The organism is Nonomuraea sp. NPDC049141 (assembly GCF_040648415.1).
In the GTDB taxonomy this organism is placed as follows: Bacteria; Actinomycetota; Actinomycetes; order Streptosporangiales; family Streptosporangiaceae; genus Nonomuraea.
On the sequence record NZ_JBEZDR010000017.1, the window covers coordinates 147,922 to 166,762 of the forward strand.

Annotated in this window: 17 protein-coding genes; 13 read left to right on the forward strand and 4 right to left on the reverse strand. The window is 70.4% G+C overall.

The features are described from left to right. Window positions 1-4: 4 nt before the first annotated feature. Window positions 5-751, reverse strand: a complete 747-nt coding sequence (locus AB0B91_RS42030) for a GntR family transcriptional regulator (RefSeq protein WP_358332628.1) — start codon at window positions 749-751, stop codon at window positions 5-7. A 223-nt stretch (window positions 752-974) separates the two neighbouring features. Here AB0B91_RS42030 and AB0B91_RS42035 point away from each other — a divergent pair, with 223 nt between their 5' ends. From AB0B91_RS42035 to AB0B91_RS42085, 11 genes are all read left to right on the forward strand, one after another. Next, window positions 975-2,015: an ABC transporter substrate-binding protein gene (locus tag AB0B91_RS42035; protein WP_358332631.1), complete on the forward strand. Its 1,041-nt coding sequence runs from the start codon at window positions 975-977 to the stop codon at window positions 2,013-2,015. Further along, window positions 2,012-2,830, forward strand: a complete 819-nt coding sequence (locus AB0B91_RS42040) for an ABC transporter permease (RefSeq protein ID WP_358332634.1) — start codon at window positions 2,012-2,014, stop codon at window positions 2,828-2,830. Before AB0B91_RS42035 ends, AB0B91_RS42040 begins: the two co-directional genes overlap by 4 nt. Then, window positions 2,818-3,669, forward strand: coding sequence for an ABC transporter permease subunit (locus AB0B91_RS42045; RefSeq protein WP_358332637.1), 852 nt, complete (start codon window positions 2,818-2,820; stop codon window positions 3,667-3,669). The genes AB0B91_RS42040 and AB0B91_RS42045 overlap by 13 nt, the downstream gene beginning before the upstream one ends. Then, entirely contained in the window at window positions 3,666-4,742 is a 1,077-nt protein-coding gene (locus AB0B91_RS42050) for an ABC transporter ATP-binding protein (protein WP_358332640.1), read from the forward strand. Before AB0B91_RS42045 ends, AB0B91_RS42050 begins: the two co-directional genes overlap by 4 nt. Before the next feature lie 91 nt (window positions 4,743-4,833). Further along, entirely contained in the window at window positions 4,834-5,445 is a 612-nt protein-coding gene (locus AB0B91_RS42055) for an HAD family phosphatase (protein WP_358332643.1), read from the forward strand. 219 nt (window positions 5,446-5,664) lie between these two features. Continuing rightward, a complete protein-coding gene (locus AB0B91_RS42060) occupies window positions 5,665-7,335 on the forward strand; it encodes a serine/threonine-protein kinase (RefSeq protein ID WP_358332646.1) in 1,671 nt (556 codons plus the stop codon). Window positions 7,336-7,341: 6 nt separating this feature from the next. Next, the gene (locus AB0B91_RS42065; RefSeq protein WP_358332649.1) at window positions 7,342-8,199 is read left to right on the forward strand and encodes a virginiamycin B lyase; all 858 of its coding nucleotides are present in this window, start codon (window positions 7,342-7,344) and stop codon (window positions 8,197-8,199) included. A 49-nt stretch (window positions 8,200-8,248) separates the two neighbouring features. Next, a complete protein-coding gene (locus AB0B91_RS42070; RefSeq protein WP_358332653.1) occupies window positions 8,249-9,196 on the forward strand; it encodes a quinone oxidoreductase in 948 nt (315 codons plus the stop codon). A gap of 57 nt (window positions 9,197-9,253) precedes the next feature. Further along, complete coding sequence (locus AB0B91_RS42075; protein WP_358332656.1) at window positions 9,254-9,865, forward strand: LysE family translocator; 612 nt, start codon at window positions 9,254-9,256, stop codon at window positions 9,863-9,865. A gap of 145 nt (window positions 9,866-10,010) precedes the next feature. After that, window positions 10,011-10,823, forward strand: a complete 813-nt coding sequence (locus AB0B91_RS42080; protein ID WP_358332659.1) for a patatin-like phospholipase family protein — start codon at window positions 10,011-10,013, stop codon at window positions 10,821-10,823. 22 nt (window positions 10,824-10,845) lie between these two features. Then, window positions 10,846-11,862 carry a 1-acyl-sn-glycerol-3-phosphate acyltransferase gene (locus AB0B91_RS42085; RefSeq protein ID WP_358332662.1) on the forward strand — a complete coding sequence of 339 codons (1,017 nt, stop codon included), beginning with the start codon at window positions 10,846-10,848 and terminating at the stop codon, window positions 11,860-11,862. Here AB0B91_RS42085 and AB0B91_RS42090 read toward each other — a convergent pair. Beyond that, entirely contained in the window at window positions 11,849-13,333 is a 1,485-nt protein-coding gene (locus AB0B91_RS42090; RefSeq protein ID WP_358332665.1) for a cobyric acid synthase, read from the reverse strand. The two genes, AB0B91_RS42085 and AB0B91_RS42090, sit on opposite strands and share 14 nt — an antisense overlap. Window positions 13,334-13,391: 58 nt before the next feature. Then, a complete protein-coding gene (locus AB0B91_RS42095) occupies window positions 13,392-14,726 on the reverse strand; it encodes a transposase (protein ID WP_358332668.1) in 1,335 nt (444 codons plus the stop codon). A 67-nt stretch (window positions 14,727-14,793) separates the two neighbouring features. Here AB0B91_RS42095 and tnpA point away from each other — a divergent pair, with 67 nt between their 5' ends. Further along, window positions 14,794-15,207: an IS200/IS605 family transposase gene (gene tnpA, locus AB0B91_RS42100; protein WP_358332671.1), complete on the forward strand. Its 414-nt coding sequence runs from the start codon at window positions 14,794-14,796 to the stop codon at window positions 15,205-15,207. A 31-nt stretch (window positions 15,208-15,238) separates the two neighbouring features. Here the strand turns inward: tnpA and AB0B91_RS42105 are convergent, their stop codons facing one another. Further along, window positions 15,239-16,543 (reverse strand): GAF domain-containing SpoIIE family protein phosphatase, encoded by a 1,305-nt coding sequence (locus AB0B91_RS42105; RefSeq protein ID WP_358332673.1) that lies wholly within the window; start codon window positions 16,541-16,543, stop codon window positions 15,239-15,241. A 133-nt stretch (window positions 16,544-16,676) separates the two neighbouring features. On the opposite strand from AB0B91_RS42105, the gene AB0B91_RS42110 reads away from it, so the two are divergent. Then, window positions 16,677-18,833: a helicase-associated domain-containing protein gene (locus AB0B91_RS42110; protein ID WP_358332676.1), complete on the forward strand. Its 2,157-nt coding sequence runs from the start codon at window positions 16,677-16,679 to the stop codon at window positions 18,831-18,833. Window positions 18,834-18,841 lie beyond the last annotated feature (8 nt).

Below are 18,841 nucleotides of genomic sequence, written 5' to 3' on the forward strand. Positions count from 1 at the left end.
GTTCTCAGGCCCCGAAACGCAAGTCGCCCGCCTGCCGCACCAGAGGGTTGGCGTCGATCGAGTTGCGGATGCTGAAGACCACGCTGCCCGCCCGGTAGCGGTCGTCGGACCACTCCACCGGCCGGCCCTCGTGCGTGGTGGTGATGCGGCGCTGGCGCAGCAGCGGGCTGCCGCGCCGTACCCCCAGGAGACGGGCGTCCCGGGCGCCCGCGGAGACGGCGTCGATGAGGTGCTCGCCATAGGCGAAGACCAGCCCGATCGAGTCGTACAGCGCCTCGGTGACCGACTCGCAGCCGGGCGCGAGCTCTTCGACGGCGGTGGCCACCCACTCCGCGTACACCGTGCGCTCCAGCAGGACGGGATCGCCCTCCAGTGTGCGCAGCCGGAGCACGTCGAGCACCTCGTCGGTGCCGAGCCTGGCGGCCTCGACGGGGCTCGCCGCCCGGCGACCCTGGGTGATCACCTGGCCGCCGAAGCGGTAGCCGTTGGCGCGCGCCCACTGGGCGAAGCTGTGCAACTCGGCGAAGCTCTGACTGCGCGCCTTGCCCAGCACGATGCGCCTGGCCCCCTGCCGAGAACCGACCAACCCCTCGGCGACCAGCACCGCTACCGCCTGGCGTACCGTGCCGCGGGCGGCGAGATAGCGGGCGGCCAACTCCGCCTCCGTGGGGAGCTGGGAGCCGACCGGATGCAGGCCAGTGAGGATGTCATCACGCAGCGCATCGGCGATCCGTTCATAACGCGCAACCATCCGCGACCCTTCGTATTCATGAAAGAGCAATCTTCATGCGGCCTACTAATGCTGGCTTGTTTGTACAAGTTCCCGTAAATTCTTCCCACACCCCTCGGAGAGTGGAGGCGACGTGTTCACACCTCGCGCCCGTGTGGCAGGCGTCATCGCAGCCCTTACCGTAGCCACGGCGGCGTGCGGCGCCGCCCCAGGCACTCAGCAGACCAAGGCGTCAGAAGGCGGGGTGAACGCGAAGACCGCCACCTCCGCCGCAGATTTCGGCGGCCTGGACAAACTCGTCGAGGCGGCGAAGAAGGAGGGCAACCTCCACGTCATCGCGCTGCCGCCCGACTGGGCCAACTACGGCGAGATCATCAAGGGATTCACCGCCAAGTACGGGATCAAGGTCGAGAGCGAGGACCCCGACGCGGCCAGCGCCGACGAGATCACCGCGGTGAAGACCCGCAAGGGCCAGGACCGCGCGCCCGACGTGCTCGACCTCGGCCAGTCGTTCGCGATCAGCGGTGCCAAGGAGGGCCTGTTCGCGCCCTACAAGGTGCAGGCGTTCGACAAGGTTCCCGAGGGCCAGAAGGAGCCGACCGGGCTCTGGACGAACGACTACGGCGGCTACGTGTCGATCGGCTGCGACGCCAAGAAGATCAGCACCTGCCCGGCCAGCTTCGCCGACCTGCTCAAGCCCGAGTACAAGGGCAAGGTCGCGATGAACGGCAACCCGACCAAGTCCGGCTCGGCCTTCGCCGGCGTCTACGCCGCGTCGATCGCGAGCGGTGGCTCGTTCGACGACATCCAGCCGGGCATCGAGTTCTTCAAGAAGCTGAAGGCCGCGGGCAACTACAACCCGGTCGAGACCACGCCGGCGACGATCGAGAAGGGCGAGACCCAGATCAGCATCGACTGGGACTACAACAACGCCGCCTACGTGTCCGAGATGACGGCCAAGGGCCTCGACTGGAAGGTGAACGTGCCTGCCGACGGCAAGTACTTCCAGATGTACGCCCAGGCCGTCAACAAGGACGCTCCCCACCCGGCCGCCGCCCGCCTCTGGCAGGAGTACCTCTACAGCGCCGAGGGCCAGAACCTCTACCTCAAGGGCTTCGCCAGGCCGGTGCTCCTGCCGGTCATGACCACCGACGGCTCGGTCGACAAGGCCGCCGCCGACGCGCTGCCCAAGGTCGAGGGCACGCCCACGTTCCCCACCCCCGAGCAGGTGGACGCGGCCAAGGCCAAGCTGGCCAGCGGCTGGGACGCGGCGATCTCGGGATGACCCGCGCCAAGGGGTGGCTCGGCGCGCTGCCCCTGCTCGTCTTCTTCGCGCTGGTCTTCGGCATCCCCGCCATCGCGCTGGTGGCGGGGGCGTTCACCGCGAACGGCGAGCCGAGCTTGGCCAACCTCGGTCAGAGCCTCCAGGGCGGCTACCTCACCGCGATGGCCGGCAGCGTCAAGCTCTCGGCCGTGGTGGCGCTGCTCGGGGCCGTGCTCGGCACGTTCCTCGCCCAGGCGGTGGTGACCTCCCGGTTCGCCCTGCTGCGTGAGGCGGTGCTGACGGCCTCCGGTGTGCTGGCCAACTTCGGCGGCGTGCCGCTGGCCTTCTTCTGGATCGCCACGCTCGGCAACTCCGGCGTGATCAGCGGCCTGCTCGGGCTGCCGTCCGGCGCGCTGTACACGTTCTGGGGCCTGGTGATCGTCTACCTGTACTTCTCGGTCCCGCTGATGGTGCTGGTCATGGCGCCCGCGCTGGACGGGCTGCGGCCGCAGTGGCGGGAGGCGGCGGCCAACAACGGCGCGACGGCCTGGCAGTTCTGGCGCTTCGTCGGGCTGCCGGTGCTCACGCCATCCATGCTCGGCGGGGTGGTGCTGCTGTTCGGCAGCGCGTTCGCGGCCTTCGCGACGGCCAACGCCATGGTCGGGACCGTGGTGCCGCTGGTGACCTTGAAGATCGCCAGCGCGCTCACGGGTGACGTGCTGATCGGCTACGAGAACATCGCGCTCGCGCTCAGCCTCGACATGATCGTGGTGGCCGGGCTGGTCATGGCGATCTACCTGCCGCTGCAGAAGAGGAGCACCCGATGGCTGCGCTGACCGGACTGGAGCCGGTGACCGCTCCCGCGCCGGCGCCTGCCCGGCCCCGGGTGTGGCGCGGGGTGGTGTTCCTGCTGGCCGCCGCGTACTTCCTGATCCCGCTCGGGGCCTCGCTCTGGTACACGATCTACACCCCCACGACCGGGGTGTCCTTCGCGGCCTACGGCGAGCTCCTGACGGCCGAGGGGTTCGGGTCGTCGTTGCTGCTGTCCATGTCACTGGCCGTCGCGACGATCGTGCTGGTCCTGCTGCTCACGCTGCCGGCGATGCTGGCCGTACGGCTCAGCGCGCCGCGGCTGCGGCCCGTGATGGAGGTGCTCTGCACGCTGCCGCTGGTGGTGCCGCCGATCACGTTCGTGGCGGGGCTCACCACCTCGTTGCGTACCGGGACCGACGTGCTGGCCCCGACGCCGTTCTGGGCGACGCTGATCGCGGTGCAGGACCCGGCCTTCCCCATCGTGCTCGTGTTCGCGTACGTGGTGCTGGTGCTGCCGTTCGTCTACCGTTCGCTCGACGCCGGGCTGCGCACCATGGACGTGCGTACGCTCGTCGAGGCGGCCCGCAACCTGGGCGCGTCGTGGCCGCACGTGCTGTTCAGGGTGATCATCCCCAATCTGCGCTCGGCTCTGGCCAGCGCGTCGTTCCTGACGCTCGCGCTGGTGCTGGGCGAGTTCACCGTGGCCAGGCTGCTGGGCTACCAGCCGTTCGCGGTGTGGATCGTGACGATCTCCGGGTCCAAGGGGCAACTGTCGGTCGCGGTGTCGATCCTCAGCCTGCTGCTCATCTGGCTGCTGCTGCTCGCGGTGTCCACCGCGTTCTCGGGAAAGGTTCGGAAATGACGGCTCAGGTGGAGTTCCGAGGGCTGCGGCGGGTGTTCGGCAAGACGGTGGCGCTCGACGGCTTCGACCTGACGATCGAGCCGGGCGAGTTCGTCGCCTTGCTGGGGCCCTCCGGCTGCGGCAAGACGACGGCGCTGCGGTGCGTGGCCGGGTTCGAGCGGCCGGACTCCGGCGCCGTGCTCATCGACGGCTCGGACATCACCGACATGCCCGCCAACAAGCGCGACGCGGGCATGGTCTTCCAGTCCTACTCCCTCTTCCCGAACCTGAACGCCCGCGACAACGTCGCCTTCGGCCTGCGAGTACGCAAGGTCCCCGTGGCCGCCAGACGCGCCAAGGCGGACGAACTCCTCGAACTCGTCGGTCTCCCCGCCCACGCCGACCGCTTCCCGCACCAACTCTCCGGCGGCCAGCAGCAGCGCGTCGCCCTGGCCCGCGCGCTCGCGCTGGAGCCCCGGGTGCTGCTGCTCGACGAGCCGCTGTCGGCACTCGACGCCAAGGTACGGGTGTCGCTGCGCGAGGAGATCCGCCGCCTCCAGCTCGATCTCGGCATCACCACCATCTTCGTCACCCACGACCAGGAGGAGGCCCTGTCGATCGCCGACCGGGTCGCCGTCCTGCGCAACGGCCGCCTGGAACAGTGCGGGCCGCCCGCCGAGGTCTACGACCGTCCGGCCACCCCGTTCGTGGCCGAGTTCGTCGGCACCATGAACCACCTGGCCGGGCACGTCTCCGGCGACCAGGTGACGGTGCTGGGCCAACTCCTGCCCGTCGACGGCTCGGCCCCCGGCACCCTGGAGGTGGACGTGCTGATCCGCCCCGAGGCCGTGCGGGTTACCCCGGCGCCGGAGGGCAAGGCGGAAGTGATCGCCGCCTCCTTCCGGGGCGCCTCCGTCCGGCTCCGGGTCGCCCTGTCGGGGGGTGAGGTCGTGGCCGACGTACCCGGTCACGAGGCGGTACGGCTGGCACCCGGCACCCGGGTGACGGTCCGCCTGGTGGAGCGGCCCGTACTGGTGGCCGAAAGAACGGTCACGGCCCCCTCCCCCGCCACGGAACCTGCCGATGCCGTCTGATCCGTCGTCACCGGAGCCGTCGTCACCGGAGCCGTCGTCACCGGAGCCGTCGTCACCGGAGCCGTCGTCATCGGGGGCGCCGATTTGGGAGGTGCCGCAGGCCGTCCTGTTCGACATGGACGGCACGCTGGTGGACACCGAGGGGTTCTGGTGGCAGGCCGCGACCTCGGTGGCGCGGACTCTCGGCGTCGAGCTGGGCCCCGCCGACACCCTGAACGTCCTCGGCCGCGCGGCCGAGGACGTGGCGGCCCTCTTGCTGTCCACCGCCGAGCCCCACGCCGCCGCCCTGCCCGACATCGCCCGGCAGCTCATCGACGCCTTCGCCGCCCGCATCGCCGAGCAGCCCGGAGGCGTACCGCTGATCCCCGGCGCCCTGGACCTCCTCGGCGAACTCCACGCGGAAGGCATCCCGACCGCCCTGGTCAGCGCCTCACCGCGGAGCATCGTCCACCTGGTCCTGCCCCGCCTCGACCACCACTTCGCCCTGATCGTGACGGCCGACGACACCACCCGCGGCAAGCCGCACCCGGACCCGTATCTGAAGGCCACGACCCAACTCGGTGTGGACCCACGACGCTGCGTCGCGATCGAGGACAGCCCCACCGGAATCGCCGCCGCCACCGCCGCCGGCTGCCACGTCATGGCGATCGACACCGGCCGGGGGCTGCCCAGCTTGCACTCACTGCGCGCTTTCAAGCCTTGACGCGTTGGGCGGGAAAGACGTGCGGGCGGAAAAGCAACTTCGATGGGAGCGAGGCCAAGGTGGAGCTCGCCGGACTTGTCGCCACCAATCAGCAGGATGGCCGAGCACCACGGATCGAACGCGAACAAGATCCGAACCTGCCGCAGGGCCGAGCATGGTCTGGCACAAGCGCGCCGAGGTCATCCGCCAGTCAGGCAGATGTCGGTAAGCTAGCCCGCCGTGAGTGGTGAATCCTCCCAGATCGGGCGCTACAGGTTGCTGAGCGTGCTGGGCCGAGGCGGGATGGGGACGGTCCATCTTGCCGAGGATCCCTCTGGGCAGCGGGTCGCCATCAAGGTGATCAACGCCGAGCTCAGCCAGCACGAGCAGTTTCGCATGCGGTTCCGCCGGGAGGCCGACGCCGCTCAGCGGGTCCGCAGGTTCTGTACGGCGGCGGTGCTCGAAGCGGCGCTCGAGGGCGATCAGCTCTATGTCGTCACCGAGTACGTGCCGGGGCCCAATCTGGAGGAGGCCGTCCGGCAGTCGGGGCCGCTCAAGGGGTCGAGTCTCGACGCGCTGGCGGTCAGCGTGGCCACCGCGCTCACCGCGATCCACGGGGCGGGGGTCGTGCACCGTGATCTCAAGCCGTCGAACGTGCTGCTGTCCCCCGTCGGACCGCGAGTGATCGACTTCGGCATCGCGCGGGCGCTCGACACACTGGGCGGGGTCACCGGGACCGGCGAGCTCATCGGCACACCCCGGTACATGGCGCCCGAGGTGCTGCGTGGCGATCCGGTCTCGCCCGCGTGCGACGTGTTCTCGTGGGGCTCGCTGATCGTGTACGCGGCGAGCGGGAAGGCGGCGTTCGGCGGCGACACGCTGCCCGCGACCGTCTACCAGGTGCTCAACACCGAACCGGTGCTCGACGCGGTCGAGCCGGGGCTGCGGGAGCTGGTCAGGGCGGCGCTACGCAAGGATCCGGCCGCGCGTCCGACCGCGCAGCAACTGCTCGATCATCTCGTCGGCGGCCGCTCGGTCGCGCCGGAGCAGGCCGCTCAGACGATACAGCCGACACAGACCGCTCCGGCGGTACACCCGGAGCAGGCCGCTCAGACCGCGCAGGTGGCCTGGCAGCACGCGACCGCGGCGTTCCCTGAGCGGCGGCCGTCCAGAAGGGGCCGGGTCGTCGCGGGCATCGCCGTGGCGGTGGCGGTGCTGGTCACCGGGAGCATCACGGCCTGGGCGACGCTCCGGGACAGCGGGCCGCCCGAGCTCCCGGTCCTGTACCAGGAGGACTTCACGCAGACCAGCGGCGGCTGGAGCGGCAGCTACGATCCGACGGACGAGGTCAGCTACGGCTACCGGACCGACGGCACGTACGGGCTCGACGTGGAAGCGGACTACGTGGAGCGCCTGGAGAAGGCCCCGGCGCCGTTCCTCATCGCCAAGCCGACGACCACGCCCAGCCCGTCGTCGACGCCCACGCCGATGCTGCCCCAGACGGTGGTGGTCGGCGTGACCGCCCAGGTGAAGCGGGCCGTGGGCACCGGCGAGTACGGCGTCTACTGCCACAACACCGACAACGGCACCTATTACGAGTTCGCCCTCGACACCTCGGGCATGGCACGCATCCGGCGCATCTTCGACGGCTCGGGCGGCACGCTGGCCCAGCCGGTCCAGGTGGACGGGCTGGGGAGCAAGGCCGTCAGGATCGAGGCCTCCTGCGAGCAGGACGGCAGCACGGTACGGCTGACCATGTGGGTGAACGGTGAGAAGGTCCACCAGGTCGACGACCCGAACGGCATCGGCAACGGCTACGTCGGCCTGTTCGCGCGCACGTCCAAGGCCGAACGGTCGGTGCTCAAGACCACTTTCGACGACTTCGAGCTACGTGGGAGAAAGGAACCCTGACCACACATGCTGATCGAGATCTCTGACGGAGCTCCGTACGGCATCGCCACCGGCCCCGACGGCGCGCTCTGGTTCACACTCGTGCACCAGGGCCGAGTCGGCAGGCTGGTGCCCGGTGCGGAGCCCGTGATCCACCAGCTCGACCCGGCGGACGGCGGGCCTACGGTGATCGTGCCCGGGGCTGACGGGGCCATGTGGTTCACCGAGTTCCAGGGCGGCCGGGTGGGGCGGATCACCGAGGCGGGTCAGGTGACCGCGTTCGAGGCGGAGAGTCCGTACGGGATCACCGCCGGGCCGGACGGGGCCATGTGGTTCACACGGACGCGGGCCGACAAGATCGGGCGAATCGCGGCGGACGGGGCGCGGACGGAGTTCGAGATCCCGGTGATGGGCGGTATGCCCTCGGGCATCACGGCGGGGCCTGACAACGCCCTCTGGTTCACGCTCAACCAGGGCAACGCCATCGGCCGCATCGCGCTGTCGGGCGCGGTGACGATCCATGAGCTGCCGACGGAGGGGGCCGCGCCGGTGGGCATCACCTCGGGCCCGGATGGGGCGCTGTGGTTCGTGGAGATCGGCGCGGGTCAGATCGGCCGCGTGGACCTTTCCGGAAAAATCATTGAATATCCGCTGCCGGAGCGGGCCTCCCGGCCGCACGCCATCGTCACCGGGGCCGACGGCGCCCTCTGGTTCACCGAGTGGGGCGCCAACCGCGTGGGCCGCATCACGACCGAGGGCGTCATCGAGGAGTACGACCTGCCCTCGCGCGACGTCCCGGCCGAGCCGCACGGCCTCACAGTGGGCCCCGACGGCGCGATCTGGGTCGCCCTGGAGGCGGGCGCGCTCGCCAGGATCGACCGATGATTGGCGGAAGGTGGAATCGGCGGGTCACGAAGGGGAGTTGACTAGGGATATGCGTGCCATAGTCATCACCGCCCAGGGCGGCCCAGAGGTCCTCGAGTACGTAGAGCGTCCCGACCCGGAGCCGGGTGACGGAGACGTCGGGATCGACGTCGCCGCCAGCGGCGTCAACTACATCGACATCTACCACCGCTCCGGGGCGTATCCGCTCACCCTGCCCAGCCCGATCGGCTCGGAAGGGGCGGGTGTCGTCTCCGCCGTGGGCTCCGATGTCACGGACGTGTCCGTCGGCGACACCGTGGCGTGGGCCAACGTGCTCGGCAGCTACGCCGAGAAGGCCGTGGTCCCGGCCGCCCGGGTGGTTCCGGTGCCCGCCTCCGTCTCCGCCGAGCTGGCCGCCGCGACGATGCTGCAGGGCATGACCGCCCACTACCTCACGCACTCCACGTACGAGGTGAAGCCGGGCGACAGCGTCCTCGTGCACGCGGGCGCCGGGGGCATGGGCCAGCTGCTGATCCAGCTCGCCAAGCTCAGGGGCGCGACGGTGCACACCACCGTCTCCAGCGAGGAGAAGGAGAAGGTGGCCCGCGCGGCCGGAGCCGACGAGGTGCTGCACTACGACGACTTCGCCGACGTGCTCCGCGGGCAGGTGGACGTGGTCTACGACGGCGTGGGGGCGGCCACGTTCGACGGCGGGCTGACGGCGCTGCGGACGCGCGGGCTCATGGCCCTGTACGGGGCGGCCAGCGGGCCCGTGCCGCCGTTCGATCCGCAGCGGCTCAACAAGGAGGGCTCGCTCTTCCTGACCAGGCCGACGCTGACCCACTTCATCGCCGAGCGGGAGGAGCTGCTGTGGCGGGCCTCCGACCTGTTCGGGTGGATCGCCGCCGGGGAGCTGAAGATCGACATCTCGCACCGTTATCCGATGGCCGAGGCGGGCCGTGCGCACGAGGACCTCGCCGCCCGCCGTACGACGGGCAAGCTGCTCCTGATCCCCTGAGCACCCTGCGGGAGGCGGTGCGGGTACGGCCGCCTCCCATGAACTACGCTCCCAAACGTGGACATAGCCCCCTCCATCTGGTCATTCGCCGCAGTGGTCGCTCTCCTGACCATCACCCCGGGCCTCGACACGGCCCTCATCCTGCGTACGTCCCTGCTGTCCGGCAGGCGGCCGGCCTGGGGCGTCGTCCTGGGCATCCAGCTGGGCACGCTCACCTGGGGCCTGCTGACCGCGGTGGGTCTGTCCACGCTCCTGGCCGCCTCCCAGCTGGCCTACGACATCCTGCGCTGGGCCGGCGCCGCGTACCTGGTCTGGATGGGCATCCGCATGCTCGTGACCAGGACGAAGCCGCAGGAGGGCACGGTGGAGACCGGCTTCGGCACCGGCTTCCGGCGCGGCCTGCTCACCAACCTGCTGAACCCCAAGGTTGGCGCCTTCTACGTGGCGATGTTGCCGCAGTTCATCCCGGCGGACGCCCCGCACGCGGCCATGGGCCTGCTCCTGGCGGGGGTCCACGTGGGCGAGGGCCTGCTGTGGAGCGCCGCGCTGGTCGGCTTCGCCGCCCTCATGAGCGGCGCCCTGCGTACCCCGGCCGTCAGGCGGCTGCTGGACCGCGTGACGGGCATTGTGATCGTCGCTTTCGGCATCCGGCTGGCCTTGGACAACTAGGGTCAACTATGCGCACGTCACGGCGCCCAGCCCCGCATCACCGGAGGAGCGTGTCCCTGGACAGGGGCCGGCCCCGCACCCGGGGTGGGGCCGGCCACTGCTGGCCGTAAAAGAGCATCTGGTCGTAAAGCGGTAGCGTGCTCCTGTGCAGACGGCGTTCGTGCTCGGTGGTGGCGGGGTCCTTGGCGCGCACGAGGTGGGCATGCTCCAGGCGCTCGACGAGGAGGGCATCGTGCCCGACCTCGTGGTCGGCACGTCCGTCGGCGCGCTGAACGGGGTGCTGCTGGCCGCCGACCCCGTCCGCGCCGTGGAGCGGCTGTCGTCGCTGTGGCGTTCCGATGTGGTCCGTACGGCGTTCGCAGGTTCGTGGGTCACCCGGCTGTCCACCTTGGCCAGGACCGGCACCCATCTGCACCCGATCGGGCCGCTTCGAGCGCTGTTGAGCGAGATGCTGCCGGTTTCAGAGATCGAGGAGTTGGCGGTGCCGTTCCAGTGCGTCGCGGCCTCGGTGGAGCGGGCCACCGCGCACTGGTTCGACCAGGGGCCGCTGGTCGACGCCGTGCTGGCCTCGTGCGCGGTGCCCGGGCTGCTGCCGCCCGTGTCCATAGGCGGCGAGCACTTCTTCGACGGTGGCCTGGTGCACAGCATCCCCGTCGGCCGGGCCGTGCAACTGGGGGCCAAGCGCGTCTACGTCCTGCACGTCGGGCGGATCGAGCGCCCGCTCAGCGTGCCGCGCCGGCCCTGGGAAGTGGGCATGGTGGCGTTCGAGATCGCGCGCCGGCACCGGTTCGCCGAGGAGATGGCCACGCTGCCGCCCGACGTCGAGGTGCACGTGCTGCCCGCCGGGGCGACACGGCCGATGTCGAACCTCCGCTACCGCGACCTGTCACAGATCTCCCATTACATCGAACGGGCCTACCACGCGTCTTCCCGATATCTCCAGACAGGAGGACGATGAAGATCTGACCATCTGGAGGCCGATGTTGCTGCCACCACGCATCCTGCGGCGCCTCATCCTCGCTCCACTCGTCATCGTGGTGACCGTGTTCGCGATCGTCACGCTGCCGGTGTGGGTCGTGGTGACGTTCGCCGCGTCGCTGCGCCTCCCGCCGCCGCAGCGCCGGGGGCTGCGGTTCGCCTGGTTCGGGGTGGCGTGGCTGACGCTGGAGTCGGCGGTGCTCGTCGCCTGCCTCGTGCTCTGGGTGGCCGGCGCGTTCGGCCGCGACCGGCAACAGGAGCGGCACTACGCGCTGATCAGATGGTTCCTGACCAAGGTGTACGGCGCCGCCGTACAGATCTTCCGCCTCACCGTCGACATCCACGAACCGCCGCTCACCGAAGAGGAACAGGCCGCCCGCCTCACCCGCCCGGTGATCGTCCTGGCCCGCCACGCGGGTCCCGGTGACTCCTTCCTGCTGATCTATCACCTGCTCTCCCTGTACGACCGGCGGCCCCGGATCGTGATGAAGGCGGCGCTGCAGTTCGACCCGTCGCTGGACGTGGTGGTCAACCGGCTGCCGAACGCCTTCGTGCCCCGCCGTACCGCCGAGAGCGGCATCATCGACGAGATCAAGCGGCTGTCCTCGACCATGGACGAGGACGACGCGCTGGTGATCTTCCCGGAGGGCGGCAACTTCACCCCCCGGCGCCGCCGGCTGGCGATCAGGCGGCTGGAGGAGAAAGGGCTGGACGAGGAGGCGTCACGGGCGCGCGGCATGGATCACCTGCTGCCGCCCCGCCCCGGCGGCGCCATCGCGGCCATCGAGTCCTGCCCGTCGGCCGACGTCGTCTTCGTCGCGCACACCGGCCTGGACGACCTCATCACGGTGGGCGACGTGTGGCGCAAACTACCGGTCAGCGCGCACATCACCGCGAAGTGGTGGCGGGTGCCCGCCTCACGCATCCCCAAGGACCGCGAGGCGCGGATCCGCTGGCTGTACGACCAGTGGGAGCTCATCGACGACTGGATCAGCGCCCAGCGACTCACCCTGCGCTAGCTCCCGGCGGAAGGAGCGGGACGGCGGGCGGGCCGTGCTCGATGAGGTCGAGCAGGGCGTCCGTGTCGAGGTGCTGTTCGACCAGATCGCCGAGGGCGTCCAGGCGGCTCTCGCGCAGCAGGGCGAAGTCCGTGTCCGGCGCCGGGACGAAGGCCCGCCCGGCCCGTTCGGCCACGTCGGTGAGGAAGGCGCGGCGGAAGCCGTCGTTCTCCAGCGCGCCGTGCCAGGTGGTGCCCCACACGTCGCCCGCACGGCAGCCGTCGAGGAACGGCTCGCCGCCTTCGACGGTCGCGACGCCGTGGTGGATCTCGTACGCGCTGACCGGATGCCCGTAGGCGTGACCGGCCGGGCGGCCGAGCGTCTTGCCCGCGGCGAACCGGACCCGGACCGGAAGCAGGCCCAGACCCTCGACCCGGCCGGCGCCCGACTCCACGTCGTCGTGGATCTCGCGGGCGAGCATCTGGTAGCCGCCGCAGATGCCGAGGACGGGCCCGGTGCGCCGCCGGACGGCGGCGGCCAGGCCGGTGTCGCGGAGCCAGGCCAGGTCGCTGACCGTCGCGCGGGAACCGGGCAGCACCACCAGGTCGGCGTCGTCGAGCTCCGCCGGATCGGTCACGAAGCGGACGAGCACTCCCGGCTCGCCGGCCAGGGCGTCGAGGTCGGTGAAGTTGGAGATCCGCGGCAGCTTGACCACCGCCACGCGGAGCGTCTGGTCGCCGTGGGGCCGCTGCGGGGCGATCGAGCGGCTGCCGAGGGCGAGAGAGTCCTCGACGTCCAGCCAGAGCCCGTCCAGCCAGGGCAGCACACCGTACACGCGGCGGCCGGTGAGGTCCCGGAGCATGTCCAGGCCGGGTTCGAGCAGCTCGGCCGCGCCGCGGAACTTGTTCACGACAAATCCGGAAATAAGCGCTTGATCGGCGGCGTCCAGCAGGCCGACCGTGCCGTAGAACGCGGCGAAGACGCCGCCGCGGTCGATGTCGCCCACCACGATCACCGGCAGGTTCGCCGCCCTGGCCAGGCCCATGTTGGCGATGTCGCCCCGGCGCAGGTTGATCTCCGCGGGGCTGCCGGCGCCCTCGCAGATGACGACGTCGTACGAGCTTCGCAGCCGGTCGAGCGAGGCCAGCGCGCTCTCGCGGAGCAGGTCCTTGAGCCGGCCGTACTCCATCGCGTCGACGTCGGCCACCGGCTGTCCCATCAGGACCACCTGGCTGCGGCGGTCGCTGCCCGGCTTGAGCAGGATCGGGTTCATGTCGGCGACGGGTTCGAGCCCAGCGGCCCGTGCCTGCACGGCCTGGGCGCGGCCGATCTCGGCGCCGTCGGCGGTGACGTACGAGTTCAGCGACATGTTCTGGGCCTTGAACGGCGCGACGCGGACCCCCTTACGGGCCAGCCAGCGGCAGATCCCGGCGGTGACGACGCTCTTGCCCGCGTCAGATGTGGTGCCGGCGACCAGCAGCGCTCCGCTCATGGCTTACATCTTGACCTGCTCCCCGCTCTAAAGGTACGGGACGGGGGTTCCCGTGCCGCTATGCGGCAGCTCGTGCCGCTTGCGCGGCTCGTGCTGTGGAACGGGGTGCTTGACGTTTCTCGGACCCGGGTGGGTCTCCACGCCCTGAGACGACCAGCCCGGCCGCCTGTCCTTTGGCCTTGATGTTCTGCGCCGCGACGATGTCGGCGTGCTCGGTGTGCCCGCAAGAAGTGCAGGAGAAGATCGCTTGGCTCTTGCGGCTCTTCTCGTCCACCTTCCCGCACGCAGGTTGCGGGCACGTCTGGGACGTGTACGCGGGGTTGATCTTATGGATGACGCTGCCGGTGTAGCGGGCCTTGGAGCGCAGGGCGACTTCCAGGCCGTACCAGCCCTTGTCGAGAATCGCCTTGTTGAGCCCGGATTTCGCGGCCGCGCCGTTGCGTAGGTACCGGCCCGGCCGGTCGGGGTCGGGCTTGGGCTTGACGGCCGCGCTCATGCCCTTGGTGTTCAGGTCTTCGATGACCACGTGCCTGTAGGTGCGGGTGAGTCGGTGCGCGGCTTGGGCGTTGAAGTCAGCGCGCCGCCACCGGACCCGCCGCATGATCTCACCCATCGCGGCCATGACCCTCTTGCGCCGCTTCGACCCCTTCTTCGTGCGGGCGAGCTGGCGTTGCAGCCGTAGATACCGTTGCGCTTGGCCGGGCGTGAGATACCCGAGGTCGTCCTTGCGGTCCCCTTTCGTCTCCCCTGGCAGCTGCCTGGAAGAGACACCGTCGGTTGTGGCGTGGCGGCGGTCGAAGAACTCCCCGTCCGACGTGACGGCGGCCGTGACGACCCCCCGGTCCACGCCCACCCACTGCGGGCACACGTGGTGCTCACGCTCAGCGATCCCATCGTCGATCAGGAAGCTGATGAACCAGTGCTCGCCGTCCTTCGACACGGTCGCGGACTTGACGCTTCCCCCGAGCGGGCGCGACATCCGAAACCGCGCCCACCCGAACTTGGGTAGGAACACCCGCCCCCACTTACGGGCGATCCGCTCTACGGGCAGGCGTTTGGCGGTGGGGAACCGAAACGACGGCTTGCTCTTCGCCTTCGACTTCCAGCGCACCTTCCAGGTGCCATGCTTGCGGCACGCCTGGTCCAGGTCCTTGAGGGTCTGCTGGATCACCTGGGCGGGGGCGTCGGCGAGCCAGTCGCAGTACGGTTCCTTCTTCGCCTCGGCAAGCTGCTTGCACTGCTCGGCATAGGTGATCCACTGGCCGCGCCGCCGGTAATCCCGCCGTTGTTCCAGACCGGTGTTCCACACGGCCCGGGAGATCCCGCCCAGCCTTTCGGCGAACGCCCGCTGCCCGAAGTCGAACTCCAGGCGGTATTTCCGGCCCGCCAACATGCGCAACACCCCCTACCCCACGGGACGCTCACAGTCTCACCGACTCGAACACATTACCATCTGGTCTATGAGCCATGAAGTGGAATATCGGCGAGGCAGACACGTGGTTTCCGCGATGCACGTCCATCTGGTCTTTGTCACTAAATATCGCAGAAACGTGTTCGACGACGCGATGCTGCGCCGCTGCGAAGACATCATGATCGAGGTGTGCGACAGCTTCGAAGCCGAACTACGCGAGTTCAACGGCGAACACGACCACGTCCACCTGCTCGTCCACTACCCACCCAAGGTCGCGATCAGCAAACTCGTCAACTCGCTGAAAGGCGTCTCCTCGCACTACCTCCGCAAAGAGTTCACCAGCCCGGACAACCCCGCCACGCACGGCCCCCTCTGGTCACCCAGCTACCTCGCCGCCTCCTGCGGCGGAGCACCACTATCGATCATCAAGGCGTACATCGCACAACAGCGCCACCCCACCTGAGGCTCCGGCTCCACGCTCCGGAATGCCCCGCCTACGGCAGGCCACCCCCCAACAGAGGACCGCATTCATCCCCAGCCCGAAGGGCCGTGGCTTTCTGCGGACCTTCAGTAAGCCGGTGCTCCTTCTCGCCGTGCCACTCGACGCTCAGCACCGTGGCGTCGTCCTGGAGGCGGCCGTGCTGGTGTTCGAGGATGGACTGGATCAGCCGGCGGAGCGTCTCCGGCGCCGACATCCCGTCGGCTTCGCGGCGGACGACGAAGTCGATGAACCGCTCGAGCCCGAACAACTCCCCTTCCGGGCTCTGCGCCTCGACGATGCCGTCGGTGTAGAAGAGCAGGCGATCGCCGCGTTCGAGCTGGTAGTGCTCCAGACCGGCGGACAGGCCCAGGCGGAAGCCCATCGGCGGCGACGGCACGCTCTCCAGGGTGGCGACGCGGCGGCCCCGCCGGATCACCAGCGGCGGGTGGTGCCCGCGATTGACCCAGGTCAGCTCGCCGGTCTTGAGGTTGAGGTCAGCGAGGATGCCGGTGGCGAACCGGGTGGCGCCGAACTGTTCGGCGATCGCCTCGTCGATGGCCTCGCTGGCCGCCAGCAGGCCGGTGCCCCGTAGCCGGTTGTTGCGGCAGGCGCCGACGGCGATCGTCGCGGTCAGCCCCGCGGAGGTGTCGTGCCCCATGGCGTCGAAGATCGACAGGTGCAGCGTGTCGCCGGCGAGGGCGAAGTCGTACACGTCGCCGCCCACGTCGTAAGCGGGCTCCAGCGCGGCGCCGACCACCACCTTGTCGTTGGCGAAGCTGCCGCTCGGCATCAGGTTCCACAGCACCTCGGCCGACAGGGTCATCGACTCCACGCGTACCAGCGAGGCGTAGGTGTCGCTGAAGTTGCGCTTGCTGATCAACAGCAGCGAGACCAGGCTGGCCAGCTGCTTCACCCGCCAGTCGATGTCGTCATCGCCCGCGGGAACGGTCACCCCCAGCATGCCGACCCGTTCGGTGCCGTCGAGCAGCGGCACCCACAGCCGCCGCCTTCCCTCCTCGGCCAGCGACTCCGGCTCACCCTCGACAACGTGCTTGGCCTGGACGACCTCCACATTGCGGTAGGCCCGCCCGGCGAGCGTGGAGTCGATGCGGATCGGCCGCAGCGACTCGCCCGCCGCGTCGTGCTGGCCGGGCAGCGGGACGAGGTACTGCTGCTGCAGGTCGACCACGTAGATCATGGTCTGGCAGAACCCGACCGGCTTGGCATGCTCGGCGACCAGGTCCGGCAGGTCCTCGATGGCGGCCCGGTGGCTCGCGACCAGTAGGCCGCCCAGCATGCGCTCACCCTCACTTCGCATGCGCCGCCTCCTACGTCTCCCAGAGGGTCATACCCCGATAGCGCGGTCTAGACCTGCGGGTTCATCGTCCGCGCGGGTTCGTTCGGTCCGGTCTGCCAAGCCGTTGTCCACGTCGCGTACTACGCTGCCAGCCATGTCCAGCGACGCCCTCATGGCCTGGCTCACCACGCGCGCCCCCGAGCAGTTGGCGCTCCTGGCCGATCGCGGCGCGCTACGGGTCCGCGGTCGCGAGCCGTCATTGGAGGACTACGCCCACCTGCTCAGGCAGGACCATGTGCTCGCCCGGTTGATGGGCTTCTGTACGCTCCCAGAGCTCCAGGCCCTGGGCGCGATCGCCTGGCTGTCCGCCCAGCGGCACGGCCCCTTCCCCGACGACTACTGGCGCGCTCCCGACCCGGACGAACGCGCGGTCCCCCGAGCCGAGGTGCTGACCCTCCTCGCGGGTCAGGACCAGGACCTGCGGGCGGAAGCGCAGGCGGCCCTGGAACGGCTGGCCCACCAGGCCCTGCTCCAGCCACCCCACGGCGAGCTGTGCGTGGTGGCCCCCTACATCCACCGGAACCTGGCGGACGGCATGGGACTGGGCCGCCCCGCCGCCCACCTCATCGCCCGGTATTTCAACGCGCCGGAGGTCCATCGGCTGGCCGCCGCGCTGGGGCTGGACAAGACGCCGGGCCGGGAAGCCGCCGAGCGGAACGTCGTGGCGTTCCTGACAGATCCGGAACGGCTGCACGCCCTGCTCGCGAAGGCTCCAGCCTCGGCCACGGAGCTGCTGGACCGGCTCGCGCACGAAGGGCCCCTGCTCGAGGTCCGCTGCTTCCACCCGGCGGGTCCGTACGGCACCAACAAGTACGTCTTTTTCGCCGGTGGCTCGGGGCAAGCCGGCGCGGACTGGCTGGCGGCGCGCGGGCTGCTGCTCCCGGCGGGCGTTCCCCAGGTGGCCGAGCTGCCGGTCGAGGTGGCGATCGCGGTCCGCGGCGAGCTGCGGGCGACGTTCACCCCGCGCCCTCCCCGGCCCCGCGACCTGCCGCGGGCCGAGAACATCGAACCCGCCGCCGAAGCCGCGGCCGGCACGCTCGCCTGGCAACTCGAACGGCTGCTCGCCGGCTGCGCCGAACAGCCGCTCACCGTACGCAAATCCGGCGGGGTCGCGATCCGCGACACCAAACGCCTGGCCAAGGGCATCGCCGAGCCCGAGACCGTCCGCTTCCTGCTGGAGCTGTGCTTCCGCGCCGGCCTGCTGGGCCTCCTGGCCGAACCGGCCGAGCCCCCCGCGAACCGCCGCGCCAAGGTGCCGCCGCCCTCCCACATCGTCCTGCCCACCCGCGCCTATGATCGCTGGCTGTCGTACGCGCCCGCCCAGCGGCTGGTCCCGATCCTCGCCGCCTGGGCCGTCTGCCGCGACATCCCGCTGTGGTGGCCCGACCCCGACCAGACGCCCGTCGCCCTGACCGGCCTCGACGACCCCGACGCGGTCAGCCTGCGCTACGCCCTGCTGGAGGCCCTGGCCGCCGCCCCCGCCCAGCGCGCGACCGACGCACCGCCCTACCTGGTGGCCGCCGCGACCTGGCACCGCCCCGCCCGGATACCGCAGGGCCCGGCCGGCGCCCAGCGCATCGAGTCCACCCTCCGCGAGGCCGCACTCCTCGGCGTCATCGGCCAGGGCGCCTTGACCCGGCTCGGCCACACCGTGCTCGACCTGCTCCGCACCGGCCAGGCATGGAAGACCGCGAACGCCGCCCTCTCCCCCGTCCTGACCGGCATGCTCCCCGCGCCCCGCACCACGGCCCGCTTCCAGACCGACCTGACCGCCGTGGTGTCCGGCGCCCCCGAAGCGAAACTGGCCGCCCTGCTGAACACGGTCGGCGTCCGCGAATCGGAAGGGCACGCGGTGGTGTGGCGCATCAGCCACGCCTCGGTACGGCACGCCCTCGACGCCGGCCACGAAGCGGGAACTCTGCTCTCCCGGCTCCGGGCCGTGGCGGAAGGCGACCTCCCACAGCCACTGGAGTACCTGATCAAGGACGTGGGACGGACGCACGGCCGGATGCGGGTAGTGCGATCCGGCTGCTGCATCCGCTCCGACGACGAGGCACTACTGGCCGAACTCGCCCACGCCAAGCCACTCCGCGCCCTCGGCCTGCGCCTGATCGCACCGACAGTGCTGATCAGCGCGAGCCCGGAACGGGAGACGATGACCGCACTGCGCGCCGCAGGCTACGCCCCGGCCCTGGAGGCGGAGACGGGCGCCACGCTGGTGGAAAAGCCCGCCACCAGGCGGGCGCCCTGACACCCGCG

What these genes read in the sequence shown, in the direction of transcription:
- AB0B91_RS42030 (WP_358332628.1), bottom strand. Translation starts at nt 751, where the DNA reads ATGGTTGCGCGTTATGAACGGATCGCCGATGCGCTGCGTGATGACATC.
- AB0B91_RS42040 (WP_358332634.1), top strand. Translation starts at nt 2,012, where the DNA reads ATGACCCGCGCCAAGGGGTGGCTCGGCGCGCTGCCCCTGCTCGTCTTC.
- AB0B91_RS42045 (WP_358332637.1), top strand. Translation starts at nt 2,818, where the DNA reads ATGGCTGCGCTGACCGGACTGGAGCCGGTGACCGCTCCCGCGCCGGCG.
- AB0B91_RS42050 (WP_358332640.1), top strand. Translation starts at nt 3,666, where the DNA reads ATGACGGCTCAGGTGGAGTTCCGAGGGCTGCGGCGGGTGTTCGGCAAG.
- AB0B91_RS42065 (WP_358332649.1), top strand. Translation starts at nt 7,342, where the DNA reads ATGCTGATCGAGATCTCTGACGGAGCTCCGTACGGCATCGCCACCGGC.
- AB0B91_RS42070 (WP_358332653.1), top strand. Translation starts at nt 8,249, where the DNA reads ATGCGTGCCATAGTCATCACCGCCCAGGGCGGCCCAGAGGTCCTCGAG.
- AB0B91_RS42085 (WP_358332662.1), top strand. Translation starts at nt 10,846, where the DNA reads ATGTTGCTGCCACCACGCATCCTGCGGCGCCTCATCCTCGCTCCACTC.
- AB0B91_RS42090 (WP_358332665.1), bottom strand. Translation starts at nt 13,333, where the DNA reads ATGAGCGGAGCGCTGCTGGTCGCCGGCACCACATCTGACGCGGGCAAG.
- AB0B91_RS42095 (WP_358332668.1), bottom strand. Translation starts at nt 14,726, where the DNA reads ATGTTGGCGGGCCGGAAATACCGCCTGGAGTTCGACTTCGGGCAGCGG.
- tnpA (WP_358332671.1), top strand. Translation starts at nt 14,794, where the DNA reads ATGAGCCATGAAGTGGAATATCGGCGAGGCAGACACGTGGTTTCCGCG.
- AB0B91_RS42105 (WP_358332673.1), bottom strand. Translation starts at nt 16,543, where the DNA reads ATGCGAAGTGAGGGTGAGCGCATGCTGGGCGGCCTACTGGTCGCGAGC.
- AB0B91_RS42110 (WP_358332676.1), top strand. Translation starts at nt 16,677, where the DNA reads ATGTCCAGCGACGCCCTCATGGCCTGGCTCACCACGCGCGCCCCCGAG.